The 15,419-nt window shown below is 60.2% G+C and carries 18 protein-coding genes and 2 pseudogenes; 13 read left to right on the forward strand and 7 right to left on the reverse strand.

Annotated features, from left to right (window positions below; genetic code table 11):
• The first annotated feature begins 243 nt into the window (after positions 1 to 243).
• From EXE52_RS14335 to EXE52_RS14345, 4 genes are all read left to right on the forward strand, one after another.
• Positions 244 to 1,335: an ATP-binding protein gene (locus EXE52_RS14335; protein ID WP_137703813.1), complete on the forward strand. Its 1,092-nt coding sequence runs from the start codon at positions 244 to 246 to the stop codon at positions 1,333 to 1,335.
• A gap of 91 nt (positions 1,336 to 1,426) precedes the next feature.
• On the forward strand, positions 1,427 to 3,064 hold the full coding sequence (locus EXE52_RS14340; protein ID WP_199239162.1) for a thiamine pyrophosphate-binding protein: 1,638 nt from the start codon (positions 1,427 to 1,429) through the stop codon (positions 3,062 to 3,064).
• Positions 3,065 to 3,097: 33 nt separating this feature from the next.
• Positions 3,098 to 3,415: a thiamine pyrophosphate-dependent enzyme gene (locus EXE52_RS18565; protein ID WP_255510321.1), complete on the forward strand. Its 318-nt coding sequence runs from the start codon at positions 3,098 to 3,100 to the stop codon at positions 3,413 to 3,415.
• A gap of 126 nt (positions 3,416 to 3,541) precedes the next feature.
• Positions 3,542 to 3,814, forward strand: a complete 273-nt coding sequence (locus EXE52_RS14345; RefSeq protein ID WP_137703814.1) for a hypothetical protein — start codon at positions 3,542 to 3,544, stop codon at positions 3,812 to 3,814.
• 16 nt (positions 3,815 to 3,830) lie between these two features.
• On the opposite strand, the gene EXE52_RS14350 is transcribed toward EXE52_RS14345, so the two are convergent.
• Together EXE52_RS14350 and EXE52_RS14355 are read right to left on the reverse strand one after the other, a co-directional pair.
• A complete protein-coding gene (locus EXE52_RS14350; RefSeq protein WP_137703815.1) occupies positions 3,831 to 4,088 on the reverse strand; it encodes a helix-turn-helix domain-containing protein in 258 nt (85 codons plus the stop codon).
• Positions 4,089 to 4,239: 151 nt separating this feature from the next.
• Positions 4,240 to 4,584 carry a helix-turn-helix domain-containing protein gene (locus EXE52_RS14355; RefSeq protein ID WP_137703816.1) on the reverse strand — a complete coding sequence of 115 codons (345 nt, stop codon included), beginning with the start codon at positions 4,582 to 4,584 and terminating at the stop codon, positions 4,240 to 4,242.
• A gap of 78 nt (positions 4,585 to 4,662) precedes the next feature.
• Here EXE52_RS14355 and merA point away from each other — a divergent pair, with 78 nt between their 5' ends.
• The 3 genes from merA to EXE52_RS14370 all read left to right on the forward strand — a co-directional run bounded on the left by merA (position 4,663) and on the right by EXE52_RS14370 (position 7,370).
• Positions 4,663 to 6,162 (forward strand): mercury(II) reductase, encoded by a 1,500-nt coding sequence (gene merA / locus EXE52_RS14360; RefSeq protein WP_137703817.1) that lies wholly within the window; start codon positions 4,663 to 4,665, stop codon positions 6,160 to 6,162.
• A 131-nt stretch (positions 6,163 to 6,293) separates the two neighbouring features.
• A complete protein-coding gene (locus EXE52_RS14365; protein ID WP_137703818.1) occupies positions 6,294 to 6,533 on the forward strand; it encodes a glutathione S-transferase N-terminal domain-containing protein in 240 nt (79 codons plus the stop codon).
• Between the two features lie 63 nt (positions 6,534 to 6,596).
• Positions 6,597 to 7,370: a DUF63 family protein gene (locus EXE52_RS14370; protein ID WP_137703819.1), complete on the forward strand. Its 774-nt coding sequence runs from the start codon at positions 6,597 to 6,599 to the stop codon at positions 7,368 to 7,370.
• A 71-nt stretch (positions 7,371 to 7,441) separates the two neighbouring features.
• On the opposite strand, the gene EXE52_RS14375 is transcribed toward EXE52_RS14370, so the two are convergent.
• The 3 genes from EXE52_RS14375 to EXE52_RS14385 all read right to left on the reverse strand — a co-directional run bounded on the left by EXE52_RS14375 (position 7,442) and on the right by EXE52_RS14385 (position 10,506).
• Positions 7,442 to 8,554, reverse strand: a complete 1,113-nt coding sequence (locus EXE52_RS14375) for a redoxin domain-containing protein (protein ID WP_158414004.1) — start codon at positions 8,552 to 8,554, stop codon at positions 7,442 to 7,444.
• A gap of 159 nt (positions 8,555 to 8,713) precedes the next feature.
• The gene (locus EXE52_RS14380) at positions 8,714 to 9,697 is read right to left on the reverse strand and encodes a glutathione S-transferase family protein (RefSeq protein WP_241988265.1); all 984 of its coding nucleotides are present in this window, start codon (positions 9,695 to 9,697) and stop codon (positions 8,714 to 8,716) included.
• An 89-nt stretch (positions 9,698 to 9,786) separates the two neighbouring features.
• Positions 9,787 to 10,506 (reverse strand): SDR family NAD(P)-dependent oxidoreductase, encoded by a 720-nt coding sequence (locus tag EXE52_RS14385; protein WP_137703821.1) that lies wholly within the window; start codon positions 10,504 to 10,506, stop codon positions 9,787 to 9,789.
• 195 nt (positions 10,507 to 10,701) lie between these two features.
• Between EXE52_RS14385 and EXE52_RS14390 the strand changes: the two genes are divergently transcribed.
• The 4 genes and pseudogenes from EXE52_RS14390 to EXE52_RS14405 all read left to right on the forward strand — a co-directional run bounded on the left by EXE52_RS14390 (position 10,702) and on the right by EXE52_RS14405 (position 13,342).
• Positions 10,702 to 10,917 (forward strand): hypothetical protein, encoded by a 216-nt coding sequence (locus EXE52_RS14390; protein WP_137703822.1) that lies wholly within the window; start codon positions 10,702 to 10,704, stop codon positions 10,915 to 10,917.
• A 122-nt stretch (positions 10,918 to 11,039) separates the two neighbouring features.
• Positions 11,040 to 11,387, forward strand: a complete 348-nt coding sequence (locus EXE52_RS14395; protein WP_137703823.1) for a hypothetical protein — start codon at positions 11,040 to 11,042, stop codon at positions 11,385 to 11,387.
• An 86-nt stretch (positions 11,388 to 11,473) separates the two neighbouring features.
• Entirely contained in the window at positions 11,474 to 12,421 is a 948-nt protein-coding gene (locus EXE52_RS14400; RefSeq protein WP_137703824.1) for an ArdC-like ssDNA-binding domain-containing protein, read from the forward strand.
• A 90-nt stretch (positions 12,422 to 12,511) separates the two neighbouring features.
• Positions 12,512 to 13,342 (forward strand): annotated as a pseudogene (locus EXE52_RS14405) (hypothetical protein).
• A gap of 63 nt (positions 13,343 to 13,405) precedes the next feature.
• On the opposite strand, the gene EXE52_RS14410 reads toward EXE52_RS14405, so the two are convergent.
• Entirely contained in the window at positions 13,406 to 13,954 is a 549-nt protein-coding gene (locus tag EXE52_RS14410) for a hypothetical protein (RefSeq protein ID WP_137703825.1), read from the reverse strand.
• A gap of 128 nt (positions 13,955 to 14,082) precedes the next feature.
• On the opposite strand from EXE52_RS14410, the gene EXE52_RS14415 reads away from it, so the two are divergent.
• Together EXE52_RS14415 and EXE52_RS14420 are read left to right on the forward strand one after the other, a co-directional pair.
• The gene (locus EXE52_RS14415; RefSeq protein ID WP_137703826.1) at positions 14,083 to 14,496 is read left to right on the forward strand and encodes a PadR family transcriptional regulator; all 414 of its coding nucleotides are present in this window, start codon (positions 14,083 to 14,085) and stop codon (positions 14,494 to 14,496) included.
• Positions 14,497 to 14,719: 223 nt separating this feature from the next.
• Complete coding sequence (locus EXE52_RS14420) at positions 14,720 to 15,139, forward strand: hypothetical protein (protein ID WP_137703827.1); 420 nt, start codon at positions 14,720 to 14,722, stop codon at positions 15,137 to 15,139.
• 159 nt (positions 15,140 to 15,298) lie between these two features.
• Here EXE52_RS14420 and EXE52_RS14425 read toward each other — a convergent pair.
• Positions 15,299 to 15,419, reverse strand: a pseudogene (locus tag EXE52_RS14425) (IS1595 family transposase); the annotation flags it as partial.

Raw genomic sequence — 15,419 nt, forward strand, 5'->3', positions numbered from 1 at the left:
GGTGTCGCGGTCCAACGAGAAGTTGTGTCCCGGAGACGAGAGCAATCGCCGCCTCACTTGGGGAACCGAAGAAGAGCTGGCGAGAGTGGTTCCCATCCGGCGAGCCTATAAGATATATATCATTCGGTGGCAAACACATTTTAAAGAGGCGTGATAGGGTTTAGATCACAGCGAGTGGTGTGCTGTCGTGTGTCTCGGTCGACTACAGGAGACACCGAAATCTCAGACAGAGGTCGCTGATACATGAGCCACGAATCGACGGACGAGGGTGACATCGAGACGGGGAGAACCCACGAAGATCGGTCGTCGGTCGAGGAGCGATACCGAAAGGTCTTCGAGTACAACAACGACGCCGTCATGATCGTCGACTTCGAGACCGAATCGTTCGTCGACGTCAACCCGCGAGCGTGTGAACTGCTGGGATACACCCGCGAAGAACTCCTGTCGATGGATCCCGAAGCCATCCATCCTGACGACATCGCTCGGGTTCGCGAGGAATTTATTTCGCAGGTCAAAGAGCAAGGAACCGGCTTCACTGACGACCTGACGTGCCTGACAAAGGACGGAGACGAGGTCCCGACGGAGATATCCGGAGCGGCGCTGGAGCCGACGACCGGGGCCGATTGTTCGGCTGACGACGAACCGAGACAGATGATCGCGATGCTCCGGGACGTGTCTGATCGCGTCCGGAACCGCCGACAATTAAAAGAGAAGGTCGAACGACTCGACCGGTTCGCCGGTATCGTCTCACACGACCTCCAGAATCCTCTTTCAATAATTCAAGGGCACGCAGAACTCGCCAGACAGACCGGCGAATCAAAACATTTCGACGCGATTGAGGACGCCGCCGACCGCATGGAAGAGATGCTGTCGGAGCTCCTCCAGCTCACCCGAGAAGGGGATCTTGTTCACGAGCGGACCGAGGTCGATCTGGCGGCCATCGCGGAAACCGTCTGGGCTGACTGTGATATGACGCCGGCAGCTCTCGAGATGGGGTCCTCAATGGGGTTTCAAGCGGACCGAGACCGCCTTCACGAGTTTTTTGTGAACCTCTTTGAGAACGCCCGCGATCACGGCGGATCGTCGGTGACGGTCCGCGTCGGCGTGCTAGAAGGACAGGAACGGAGCGGTTTCTACGTCGAAGACGACGGGGCGGGGATTCCGGCGGAAGAGAGGGACGATATCTTCGAGTGGGGGCATACGACCACGGGAGACGGGACCGGGTTCGGGCTAGCGATCGTCGCCGAAATCGCTGAGGCCCACGGCTGGGAAATCGGAGTCGGAGAGTCCGCGAGCGGCGGTACCCGGTTTGAGGTCACTGGAATCGACTCTTGACCGCAGGAATTCGTATATATCTGCCGCGAGCGGATGATGCGGTCGAACACCCACCGCGGTTTTAATCTCTCTCGGAGCAGCTGACGAACTCATGGCCGAACACTCGTCTCCAGACGGTTCGAGAGGCAACGTGACGTGGCACAGGGCACTCGGTCCGGACGAACTCCCCGAGGGGCGGGTGAAACCGGTAACCTGCGGGGACACGACAGTCGCGATGACGCATCAGGATGGCGAGTACGCCGCGCTCGACAATCGCTGTCCCCACCAAGGCGGACCGCTCGGCGAGGGATCCATCGAGACCGGACTGCTCCGCTGTCCCTGGCACGGCTGGGACTTCGACCCGCTGACGGGGGAAACACCCGGATCCCACGACGACTGCGTCGAGACGTTCCCGGTAGAGGTGCGCGACGATGGGATCTACGTCGGATTCCCCGAAGAGGAGCCGCACGAGCGGACGGTGTCGGACGTGATCGCCGAGACGCTGGTCAACTGGGGGGTCCGGCAGGTGTGGGGGATCGTCGGGCACTCGAACCTCGGCCTCGCTGACGCGCTGCGCCGGGAAGCGGCCAGGGGAAACCTTGCTTATTATGGCGTGCGCCACGAGGGGGCTGCCGCGTTCGCTGCCTCCGCGTACGGGAAGCTCACCGGCCGCCCGGCGGCGTGCTTCTCCATCGCCGGTCCCGGTGCGACGAACATGCTCACCGGACTGTGGGACGCGAACGTCGACCGCTCGCCGACGATCGCGCTCACCGGACAGGTCGAGTCGCAGGTCCTCGGCACAGGGAACTTCCAGGAAGTCGATCTAGAAGCGGCCTACGGCGACGTCGCTGAGTTCGAGGCGACCGTCCTCCCCGACAGCGACCACGCCGAGCTTGCGACTCGGACGGCCAAGACTGCGATCCTCGAACGCGGTGTCTCACACCTCGTCTTCCCCGACGAGATCCAGACCCAGTCGGCCGAGGGCGTCGATCCCGGCGACCCGGAGGGACGGATCACGGACCGCGACATCACGCCGCCGGAAAGTGCGCTGGAGGACGCGACCGACCTACTCGAGAGCGCCGAGCGGCCGGTGATCGTCGTCGGACACGGTGCCCGCTTCGAGATGGACGGGATCGTCGACTTGGCCGAACGGTTCGACTGTCCAGTGCTGACGACGTTCAAAGCGAAAGGGCAGATTCCCGACTCGCACCCGCTCGCGGGAGGCGTCCTCGGCCGGAGCGGGACCCCGATCGCGAGCCACTTCATGAACGAGGCGGACCTGCTGGCCGTCTTCGGCGCGAGCTTCTCGAACCACACCGGCATCGCGGAGTACAAGCCAACGATCCACGTCGACTACGACGCGATGACGCTCGGGAAGTTCCATGGCGTCGACGTGCCGGTGTGGGGCGAGATCGGTGTCACCGTCGACCAGTTCGACGAACGGCTCGGGGACGACCTTGCGGCGAAAAGCCAGCGCGAGGAGCTCGCCGACCGCTGGGCAATTTGGCGTGAGGAGAAGGCGACACGGCGGGAGCAGACGCCCGAACGCGGCGTCAACTATGCCACGGCCTTCGAGGCGATGACCCGGCTCGTTCCCGACGATGCGATCATCCCCGTCGACGTGGGGAACAACACCTACGCGTTCGGCCGGTACTTCGAGCCGGAACACCAGTCCGTGCTCATGTCGGGGTATCTCGGTTCCATCGGATTCGCGTTCCCGGCGGCCCTAGGCGCGTGGGCAGCCACCTAGGAGCCGGAGTCGGAGTTCGGCGGTCGTAAGGTGGTGTCGGTGTCCAGCGACGGCGGCTTCGGCCAGTACATGAGCGAGTTCACGACCGCGGTAAAGTACGACATGGACGTTACCCACGTCTTGTTGAACGACGACGAACTCGGGAAGATCAGCAAAGAGCAGCGGACCGGGGGCTGGGATGTCTGGCAGACCGACCTCATCAACCCCGAGTTCGCTGCGTTCGCGGAGAACTGCGGGGGCCTCGGTCTCTTCGTCGACGACCCCGCAGACCTCGACGACGCACTCGAAAAGGCGATCGCCCACGACGGTCCCGCGCTCGTCGAGATCCTCACCGATGCAGATCCGGTGTGAACACCCGTCTCGATACGTAACTGCGGTCTCCGAGACGCTTGTGTTCAATAAATAAATCCACCGCTCGCGTGTCCCGCCGGTGACCGGACGCGATACGTATTAATTTTTAGTGAGAGACTATCGAGCATGGGAACTGACACTGCTCGGGAGAGCCCCGCCCCGAACCGCGACACCGCTGTCCCCGATTCCTACGCAATCTACGTCGACGATCGAGGCGTCGACGTCTGGCAGTACCGCGTCGACCTCGAGGAACCGGGCGGCGCTTGGCAGTTCGTCGAGACGCACGACGCTGGGGACGACCTCCGAGTGTCGCTCGAACTTGCGACGCTGACGCCCCCGTCCGGGAGCGGATACTGGGTGTACAGCAGGACCTACGACTGCGAAACGGATTGTAAGTAGACCGCGGCCGAATCGTTTAGGCCTCCAGTTCGAGCGAGTAAATCCGCTTTCGGGCGTCGGCAAACGAGATTCGTGACGAAACGATTTCGGCCTCTTCGAGCTGATCGAGCGCATACCGAACGGTCCGCGGGGGGAGAAGCGTCGACTCGGCAAGGGCCGACTGCGTGCTCTCGCCCCCGTACTCGAGGGTCTTCGCGACCAGCTTGGCACTGGGCGATAGGTCGAGGAGTTCCGGGGGCGCCGACCGCGCCGAAATCGTGGTGTCGTCCGGCATGACAGGTGGAGATAGCCGAACGAACATCTTAATTTTCGAGCGTTTGTGCGATCAACTCACACAGGTGAGCACTACGGCCGACGCGGTTTATCTCACCTGACCACGGAGGTGAGTCGTGCCGTCGTGTCGGGAAGACAGCCGAGGCGAATGGTTACTCCGTCGACGCCGCCCACTCTAGGAGCGGTTCGAGCCGCGTCCGTAGCTCGTCACCATCCTCAGTGAGGGCATACTCGACGCGGGGTGGGACCTCGTTATACTGGGTTCGAGAGACGAGTCCAGCCTCCTCAAATTCGTCGAGTCGCTTCGAGATGGTCGAAGTGCTCGCCGTCGGAAGGTGCGCTTCAATCTCCGCGAATCGAAGCGAGTCGTGCGCCCCGATGATGCTGACGAGCTGCATCGCGTATTTTTGACTCAGTGTCCCGATCACACCCGTGAGCGGACAGTAGCACGTGCCGTCAATATCACAGGCGGGAGCGTCTGCGGTGGTATCTGCCATAGCTTTGTAGCCTCCAACTTACTCCATAGCTTTGGACTTCGAAGTATAAACGCTTCCCGTTGTAAAGTAACCGCATACGTGACTAGCGACCCCCACTACGACCTCGTGATTCTCGGCGGCGGCGCCGCGGCCTTCGCTGCGATTACTGAAGCGAGCCGGCGGGACCTTTCGACGGCAATAGTGAACACGGGCCTGCCGATCGGCGGGACCTGCGTGAACGTCGGCTGTGTCCCGAGTAAACATCTGCTCGCCGTCGTCGAAAACGGTGCAACAGCGTCGGAGAACCCCTTCGACGCCGTTCGATACCCCGAGGAGCCGACCGTCGACTGGGCCGACGCCCTCGACGGCACCGACGAACTCGTCGAGCGGTTCCGGCAGGAGAACTACGTCGACGTCGCTGAGCACTTCGAGACCGATATCTACGAGGGGTACGGGCAGCTAGTCGACAGCGAGGGACGCAGTCCCTCGGGCAACCGGACGCAGTCCGGTGACGACACGACTATCGTGGTTGTCGACGGCGCCGACGAGGGCGCACGCATCACCGGAAAAAAGGCCCTCGTCGCGACAGGAAGCTCACCGTGGGCACCGCCTATCGACGGCCTCGAGGATGTCGACTACTACACGAGCGAGACGATCCTCGAAGAGCGCGACCTCCCCGAGAGCATCGTAATGCTCGGCGGCGGGTACATCGCGCTGGAGTGGGGCCAGATCCTCCACCACGTCGGCGTCGACGTGACGATCCTCCAGCGCTCCGAACGCGTGCTCTCAGAAATGGAGGGGCAACTTGGGCGCGAGATACAGCGTGTATTCGAGGAGGAAGGCATCAAGACGGTCACCGGCAACGACTTTCAGCGGGTCCGTACGTCAGCAACCGCCGGTGGAATCAAAACGAGACAGTCGGGCGTCGCCGTCGAGACAGCCGTCGACGGCACCGAACGAACGATCACCGGCGACGCGCTGTTCGTCGCGACCGGCGTCCAGCCCAACAGCGACGGGATCGGTCTCGAATCAGTAGGGGTGGAAACGGACGACAATGAAACGATCCACGTCGACGAGTACTTCCAGACGACGAATTCCCACATCTACGCGGCTGGCGACGTGATCGGCGAGCCCGAACTCGAGACGGTTGCTGCCAAGGAGGGCAATCACGCCGTCAGGAACGCGTTTAGTGACGAGGGCGTCAGTATCGACTACCACGCAGTCCCCGCAGTTGTTTTCACCAGCCCGGAGGTCGCCGCAGTCGGCACAACCGAGCTGGAGTACACGGATGAGCACGGGACTTGTTCGTGCCGGACTGTTCAGATGGAGGATGTACCACGGGCGAAAGCCGTCAAGGACACGGAGGGTCTCATTCAAGTCGTCAAGCACCACAAGACAGACGAGATCGTCGGCGTCCACATGGTCGGCCCCCGTGCCGCCGACATGATTATGGAAGCGACGCTGGCGGTGAAGTTCGGCCTCACCGTCGACGACATCATCGATACCGTTCACCCGTTCCCGACGTTCAGTGAAGCGTTCAAACAGGCTTGTCAAGCGTTCCGTAGGGATACGTCGAAGATGAGCTGTTGTATCGAGTAGTGGTCTCCAAAACATATATCGAACACTCACGTCTTGAGCTGTTTGTTCTAACAGTAGGAGCGTTCGTGCGAACCTGTTTCACATCCGCGAAGACTGTTTAAGATGACTGCGCCCTTCTTTACCAAGACCTAATGTTGGAACTCTACCGGCTTCCTGGCTGCCCGTACTGTGCGAAGGTCGAAAACAAGCTCGATGAATTAGATCTGGAATACGAGGCGCATAACGTACTCCCCTTTCGGTTTCTCCGATTCGAGGTGAAATCGGTGAGCGGTCAGTCCGGGGTGCCGGTGCTTGTCGACCCTGAGCACGGCATTGAGGGGCTGGCAGAGAGCGACGACATCGTCACCCATCTCGAGAACAAGTACGCCTGAGGTGGTTTCAGAAGGCCGTCGGAGCTGGCACTCCTCCACACGTCGTTTTCCGTCACCACTACTATGAGCGGATCGATCGTCGCATTCGCTCTGGCCGGTACTTTACTCGTCACGACGGCTTGGGGCCTCCGTCGCCGTCATGTTACTGTGACTGCGTCCGAGATCGCGGCGACACTTCCGTGGTTCGCCGTCATCGGTGTCGCGGTCGCTATTGGACGGTCGGTACCCATGTCGGGCCCAGCCGCTGGATTCTTTCTGAGTCCGACGGTGTACCTCGTGGTCGGGGGGCTCGTCTCAGGGTTGTGGGTGATACTGGATGCCGCTGATATACACGAAACTTCGGGGTGGACAGCCGTCAGCGGTGTCCTTACGGCTAGCGTCGTCGGGGGGATGAGCCTCTTCACAGCTGAGGAGCTCCAGTTGCGTGTTCTCGTCTGGAACGCAGCCGCAATCGTGATGGCAATCGGTATCACTAGACTCGTCTTGCGAGCGCTTCAGAATCGACAGCTATCCACCCATGGGTGGCTCGGTCGTGGGGTCCTCTTTGCGCATGTTCTCGACGCGACGACCACGGGAATCGGACTCGAGCGTCTCGGGACGATCGAACGGAACCCGATCTCCGCGGCAATCATTCAGTTTGGAGACGCCGTCGGCCCATCCGGCGCCGTGCTCTTTCTTTTTGTGAAAATAACTGCCGCTATGCTCGTCTTGGCCGCTCTCGACACAAACAGCAACCAGCTAGGCCGAGAGTCAGTGGGCCTACTTGTCATCGCCGCTGGTGCCGGTCTCGTACCCGCTGTCCACAATCTCACCCTGTTCGCGCTCACGATCTCCTGAGCGACTCCCTCCACGATCACTCCACGGCAATGTTCGAGACACAACCACGCGCTTCTCCGGCGCAGCCGTTGTTAAGCCGAAGGGTATCGCCGTTCCTGATGTTCGAACTCGAACTCCTCCGATTGGATCATTTCTACCGTCTCTTCGATAGACGGCCGGTCGCCCCAGAACGTCCCGTAATAGGCGAAGCGAACAGTCCCAGTCGGATCGAGAATAATCGTCGCAGGTCGATTGATATACTCGGCGTGGACGGCATACGCCATCGGGTCGACGCCGTATTTCGCGCCGACAGTCCCTGCTCGATCGAGGAGGTGTGGCCACCAAATCTCCTCGGCGTACGACTCGATGAACGACTCCTCAGCGAACCAGTACTCCGGCTCAAGTTCCCGACCGACCATCACGCGACCGCGATACTGGCCGTGACATTCGATCGTCGCCACGTTGATATCCGCCGCCTGCAGTTCCTCGCGAAGCTCGATCAGTTCGTCGAACTCGCGGTGACAGACCGGACACCAGTCGGCAAACACCCAAATCAGGACCGTCCACTCGTCTCCAACCGAGTCCTCCAAGTCCCATGTCCGTCCGTCAGTATCCTGCAGTACGAATGACGGCGCTGCCTCACCAACTGCCAGCTGTTCGAACGTGTCTTCGTCGAGATTTCGATACGCGGCCTCCAGCTCGGGTTCGGCGACGGCGCCCTTTTCGATGCGGTCGATCGAAAGTTCGGCTTGATGACGGACGTCTTTCGAGTCGTCGTTCGCGTGCCGGTCACGGAGCAAGTCCAGTGACTGGGTGGCACCGATTTGTCCCAACGCGACGATCGCCTGGGATCGTGCCAGTGGGTCCGGATCTTCGCGAACCACCCGGTCGAGCGACTCCACCTCGCTCTGGGCTCGCAGAATTCCCAGCGCCGTTGCACAGACGTAGCGTGCCTGTACGTCGTCGTCCTCGAGTGCGCCGGCGATTTCAGACGTTTTGGCGTCTCCGAGCCGAACGAGGTCGCGGACGGCGAGCAGTCGGACTCTCCAATCGTCGTCGTCGAGGTCCGCAATGCCGTGTTCTTCGAGCGTCCGATCGATTGTGAAGCTTGTCTCATCAACAGGGTGGAATTCGTGCGTCCGGACACGGTCGAGTACCGCCTCCACGGACAGTCCATCGGAGGAGGTCGCTTCGGTATCGGTCATACACCCACGAGGCGGCCAGACCAGAAAAGGATACGCGACGGCGAGTCGGAGACAGCGGCGGAAGCCGGGGAACCGTGCCGTGAAATCAGACATCGAGCGTCTCACCCGCTCAAGAAACGCGGACCGACCGGTGCGCGTTCAAAATACACCAGAGCGGGACTACGACGGTCGACTCGCGGTCTTGTTGGGACTCGAGAGCTGATCGCGGTCGTGGGATCGTCCATAATCGAGCCCCGGTCCGATCGGCGTAATCTCCCCCTGGTAGTAGCCGTCGTCTTTGATGTGCTCCATCCGTACGGTCTCGGCGAATCCTGGCGTCTGGTAGAGATCACGCAAATACGGCCAGAGATTGTCGTACTGGTGGAGATACTGTCGGTTACACTTGAACGCCGTATGATAACACTCGTCGAATCGGATCAGCGTCGGGAATAGACGCACGTCGGCGAGCGTCAACCGATCGCCGGCGAGATAGCGCTGGTCGGCGAGGACCCCATCCCAGTAATCCAGCGCATCGAAGACGTCGGTGACGGCCTCGTCGTATGCTTTCTGTGACTCCGCGAAGCCGGCCCGATAGACGCCGTTGTTGATCGAATCGTAGATCGAATCGATGATCCGGTCGATCTCCTCGCGGTAGCCTTCGGGATACAGCTCGCGCCCATCGTCGCCGTAGTCGGCGAACTCGGTGGCGAACATCCGCATAATCTCGATGGATTCGTTGTTGACGATGGTCTCGTGCTCTCGGTCCCAGAGAACTGGCACGGTCACTCGACCGGTGTACTCGGGATCGGCCGCGACGTACACGTCCCGAAGATAGTCACAGCCGTTGACTGTGTCGGGAGTACAGCCGTCTTTTTGCGGGGTGAACTCCCAGCCCTCGTCTTCACGCCACGGGTCGACGATGTCCATCGAGACGACATCAGTCAGCCCGGCGAGGCGGCGCGTGAGCGCGGCACCGTGTGCCCACGGACAGTTCCGCGCGATATAGAGGTGGTACCGCCCGGCCGCCGGCTGGAATTTGGTATCCGGGGCATCCTGGATCCAATTACGGAACGAGGTTTCAGCCCGATCGAATGCGCCACTCTCGTCAGTATACGGTCCGAGATCCGTCTTCCAGTCCCCGTCGACGAGCATATTCCGACCCATATGGCTGTGGAGGGGCTTCTCGCATACAATCCTGCCGCCCAGTCGTGCTCAGCTAACACAACCGAGGGGTGGCTCCGTTCCTATCTCAGTCAGATGAACTCGGAGTTCTGCGGGCCGTTCGTGATGTGGACCTCGAACGGCTGTGTACTGACGTCGTCCTGTTCGACGAGATGCCAGTAGGTCTCAGCCATCTCGTCGGGGTCGAGGAACGTCTCATTCTCCCGGTCGGGGAACTGGTCGTGAACGCCCGGCGTGTCGATTTGCCCGTCGATGACGACGTGCGCGACGTGAACCCCCTCGGGGCCGAACTCCTGGGCGATATCCATCGCCATCCCGCGGGCGGCGAACTTCGCGGTCGTGAATCCGATCGCCCCACCAAGACTCCGGACAGCGGAGGTTGCACCCGTGAAGATGACCGTCCCGCCGCCCGTCTCAAGCATGTCGCCAACTGCTTCTTGTGAACAGACAAATGCACCCCGCCCGTTGACCGCCCACGCCTCTTCGAATTCTTCGACGCTCACGTCCATAAGCCCCTTCCAAGAGGCGGCACTCGCGTGGTTTACGAGAATGTCGACCGGCCCGAATGCCTCGCGAACTGCCTCGAATCCGTCTTGGATCTGGTCAACCTCTGTGAGATCAGTCTGGACGGCCAGCCCCTCCCCGGCGTCCGGAAGATCCTCAGCGAGTTCGTCAATGTAGCCCGCCGACCGAGCGAAAAGAGCAACCTGACAGCCCTCGGCTGCGAATGTTCGTGCGATTGATTCACCGAGTCCTGGGCCGACCCCTGCGATGACTGCTGTACGAGTCATAGACAGACCTACGAACCGGATTGACAAAGCAGTGGTGACAGGTCACACACTACAGTTGATGGACAATCAGTGAAGACAGTCTTGTTGAAATCGGTGAGAACGTGATCGGGTAGGTTCTATTCAATGAACTTAGAGAGAGCAGAATTGTGCGGAGAGTTGTTTGTTTCAGCCCTCTAGCGGTGGAGGCGTTCTGAAATGGAGTCAGCTAATGACACCGAGAATGACGATTTCCCGCCCGAAAAGCGCCTCGAAGCACCGAACCATCGACTGATCAAAGCCGGAATCGAGACAATTCCCGATATGGAGACACTCCGTGAGTGTGTTGCATACGAAAACGCCCACCAGAATCGGACGCAGATTCTGCGCCGGCTCAAGTGGAAGGCTGAAGAGCTGCGTGAGAACGAAGAGTAAGCTCCGTTATTAACCAACACTCCGCGTGAGTTTTCCTACTGTTGGTTAATCCGCTGTGTTCTGTTTTTTGTACCCCGGGAGAGGGCGAGGGCTCCTTCAAAAGCTCTCAGAGGTGACATCCAATGAGTCAACAACAGCGTCCTGACAACGTCTCGGTCGACGAGATCCCGGTCGATATCGACAACACGCAATCAGGCGACGTCGAACCCACCGATGTCCCCGACGAAATCGAGTCCATCACCCGTGGGCTGGCCAGTAAACACCCGCCGACGAATCCGCTGGTCGTGTTGAAAGCGGCCCGGTGGTGGTACATTCACGGCAAGGGCGGCACAGATCCCGTCTTCCAGTGGGCCATCGAATGGACGCGTCACCTAGCGACAGACACGCCTAGCGACATCAAGCGGTTCGAAGACTTTCTCGAGTACCTTGTCACAGTCGGGTTCGTAGACGAACGCCACGAGCTCCGCTGACCGACAGAGCGGTTTTTTGAACGCCCTGAGGGGTGCGGCGCGGTCTGAACAGACGCAGTCGCCATGAACTCGATTCGGTGAACACAATGTCCACGACTAGTGACTCGTCGGTCTCCTTCGACCAGACCGACACGCGATCAGACGAGATGAACAGTACCATCGAACAGTGGATCGACGACCTCGTCGCCGGCGTCGACGACGCGCAAGCCAGCGCGGAGTTCCAGGAGTGGCTGGACGTCCAGAGTCGTTTCCACGACTACTCCTACCGGAACACGCTCCTCATCAAGCGGCAGTGTCCCGAGGCGAGCCGGGTGGCGGGCTACCGGACGTGGCAGGAGGAGTTCGACCGCCACGTCAAGGAGGGTGAGTCGGCCATCTGGATCTGGGCGCCGATCATCACCAAGCAGTGCCCGGAGTGCGAGAATTCGCCGAGCTACCACGAGGACAGTGACTGTGAGTACGACGAGACGTCGCCCGAGGAGTGGTCCGAGGGCCTGGTCGGGTTCAAGCCCGCGCCGGTGTTCGACATCTCCCAAACCGAAGGCGAACCGCTTCCCGACCTTGACACGGAAGCGACCGGGGACGCCGGCGACCTCGTCGAACAGTTGACTGCCGCCGCTGACGACCTCGGCGTGACGGTGCGGATCGTTCCAGCTGAGGAGTGGACCCACGGCGAGGCAAAGGGCATCTGCGAGCAGCTGAGCCTGTTTGACGTCCAGCCGCTCGTCGAGGTGCGCGATCGGGCGAACGAGGCTGACCTTGCGCGGACCCTGATTCACGAGTACGCACACGCCCTGCTCCACTTCGACGTCGACGACGAGACCGAGCGGTCGAAACGCGAAGTCGAGGCCGAAGCCGTCGCGTACGTCGTCGGGCGCTACTGCGGGCTCGACACGAGCGGATCGGCGTTCTACCTCGCTGCGTGGGAGTCAGACGATCCCGAGGTCGTTCGCGAGCGGCTCGGACGGATTAGTCGAACGGCAGAAGAGCTCATCGACGTTCTCGAGAGCGAATCCACGTCCCAACCTGATTAACCAACAGAGTGATGTATTCCTCCCGATCTGTTGGTTAAGTTTTTCAGCGCCCGCGGAGGGGCGGAGGCGCGTTCTGACCTCCGTCGAATGATGACTGACCGCTGTCTCATGACAGTCCTCGAGGAAGCCGAATACGTTGCCGAGCAGCACGATCAGGTCGCTCGAACGACAGACAACCAAGCCCACGAGTACCTCCGATACGCCGTTCTTCGGGTCCTTGAAGGAGAGGCGGACCACCTCCCGGCGGACTGGACGCCGGTCGACGGCGTGACCGTCGGCTACGGGAGCGACGAGGCGATGTACGACAGCTGGGGCTCCAGCGAAGACTGGTGGGAGACCGTGCCGCCGCAAGAAGGGTGTACCCGATTCCGGGTGTTCTTCCCGGACGACCACCAGACGGTTCCCCGCGACATCGTCGACGTGATGGCCGCGCTCGGGGCCTGGCGCGTCTAGACCGGGAACGCAGCGGCGTGCGGCTCCTACGACCATCGCGAGCGCCGCGAGGTCCACTACCTGTGGCCGGAAGGCCATCCGATGGAGGAAGTGCTCCACGAGCGGCTCAATGGCCCTGCGGAAGCCGTCGCGCCGGACGAGGGTCGAACGGGCGACGTTCGCGACCGACTGGTCGTCAACGAGAACGCAGAGTCACAGGACGATCTCGAGCCCCGCACGAAGCGTGCCGTCACCGAAGCGATGGACGTCTCACTGCTCTCGAAGGGTGGCCGCTACGAGGTACAGTCCGCGTCCGGGAACCGGTACGAAGTCGACATTGTCGGCGAATCTTGTACCTGTCCAGATTGGCAGCAGCGCTCCCCTGCCGGCGGATGTAAGCACCTCCGTCGCGTCGATCACGAAATCAAGCGTGGGCGAGTCCCGCGACCGGATGGCAGACTCCCGGCCGATGCGGCTGGTTCCGATTAACCATCAGACCACCCTGTTCATCCCTCGAGTTGGTTAACGCAGACAGTTACGACTCTACTGCCGTCACGGGAGCTCTTCTGTGACGTTGACGAGTTCCTCCTCTGTCTGCCAGCGATACAGCTGTCCCTCTTGCTCGAACAGCTCGAAGACGCCGTCCTGCATCCAGCCGAACGGGTGTTTCTCGTCCTCATACACCCGCTTGAGGACGTGGCTCTTCTCGAAAAACTCCGTCGTGCCGACGAGGAGCCCCTGCTCGACGAGGAAGTCACTCGGATCCTTCTCGGCGACGCCAACGAGGTAGGTCACGATGTCGGCAATCAGACAGAATTTCTGGATGCTGTTGTCCCACTCGCCACGGATGTCGACCATTCGGAACGCATAGGCGTCCTGCCGGCGATTGAGCCGGTCGACCACGAGGTTCAGCCGTCGAATCGGCTCCCGGTCGTAGTTGCCCAGCACGAAGTACGAGCGCTCATTTTCGTAGACGGGGGTCAGTTCGCTCAGGGCGTGGAGGATCTCCTCGTTGTCCGCCAGCGAGATCGCTTCGTCGTCGAGTTGATCCTTCGCACTGGTGAGGACTTCTTCAGGGACCGGCGGCTCCTCGTCGGACATATATGACCCCTCTCAGCGTCGTGCGATATGATTTACGGAGTAAATCACCAGCTTAGTTGGGTGCGATTTACTCCACAGTGATTTACCCAAGAGTAAACTACTTGTCGCTAGGACGTGTATCGTGTTGTATGAGTACAGAAACGGGGACAACTGAGGGGACGGAATCACGGGAACTCGTCCACTTTGTCACCCAGCAGACGCGGTTCGCGCTGATTAACAACATCCTCCAGCATCCTGACCAGCTCCCCTCGATGTATGAGCTCGAGGAGCTCAACCCCAGCGTGAGCGACGCCACCGTCTACAAACACATCCAGAAGTTGATCGATAAGGGCATCGTGAAGGAGGTCGCCCTAGACGACGACCAGCGCCGGCAGGGCTACCCGAGAAAGTTCTATGGGCTCACGGAGGACGGCCGGGCGTTCCTCGACGATCATAACCTCCTCGCAGCAGAGGACACGCTCCAGCAGATCTACGACACCATCACTGACAAGCCCGAGAAGATGGTCAAGTACGAGAACGCTCCCCGTCCGGACAGCATCTGACCGTGCGTTCTATTCTAGAATAGTTTTCTATTCACTAATAGTGGTGTGGCGATCCCGGCTCGGTGATTTGTTTCGCGTTCTTGTGCGTGGATCAGCCGTGACAGCCTGCGTGCGTATTGAACCCGGTCATAGAGTACCTGCTCGTTTTGGGTACTATCTATATGCCTATTTCCCGCGACCTTCTCGATCAAAAGCTTATACGACCAGCGAGTCAGCATGGTACATGAACTCACGGTTAGAATCGTTCCTTCTCGGGAAGTCGTTGAACCTATCGCTTCGGTATCTCGGCTACTCGATCATTCTCATGGCCTTATTCTTCGGTCAACTCTATCTTGTTGGAAATTCCGGTATGGGAAACTCATTTCTTGGAGTCACGGTATCAGCGATTATTCTGGCAGGGATACACACATATCGCAACAACGGAATACTCGTGAGTATCGCCGTCGCCGTGGTCGTCATAAGCGGCTCTGCCCTGTATAGTGTCATCTCGCTTAATCACCCTCAACCTGACTATGGACTGTTAACCGGCGTGGGGGGAGCAATGTTGTATGGCGTCCCAATAGGGATTGTATCATCTACTGTTGCGTTTGCGTTACGGCGATTTGGCCCGAGCCAATCAGGTGTCGTATCTGAGGAAAAATAGAAATATAACGACTCCTCCACCCAGTAAACTCTGGGAACCGTCCCGGAAGTCTCCTGTACTGAGCGATTCGTGAGTTCCCTGTACTGACCGATTCCAGTTTCGTGTAGGGAGTCCTCTACAACATCCTCGTACCCGTGGCGGTTCGAAATCTGGTCGCTCTTATGTAGAACTACGGAAAGCCCCCATAACAAGGCAGTCAATGGTGATATCGACGGATGCGCCTGTGAGATTCAGCGATCTAATGATCCCGAATGTATGAGCGGCCTGTTCCAAGCCTTGC

It is taken from the genome of Halorubrum sp. CGM4_25_10-8A, assembly GCF_005435025.1.
GTDB lineage: Archaea > Halobacteriota > Halobacteria > Halobacteriales > Haloferacaceae > Halorubrum > Halorubrum ezzemoulense.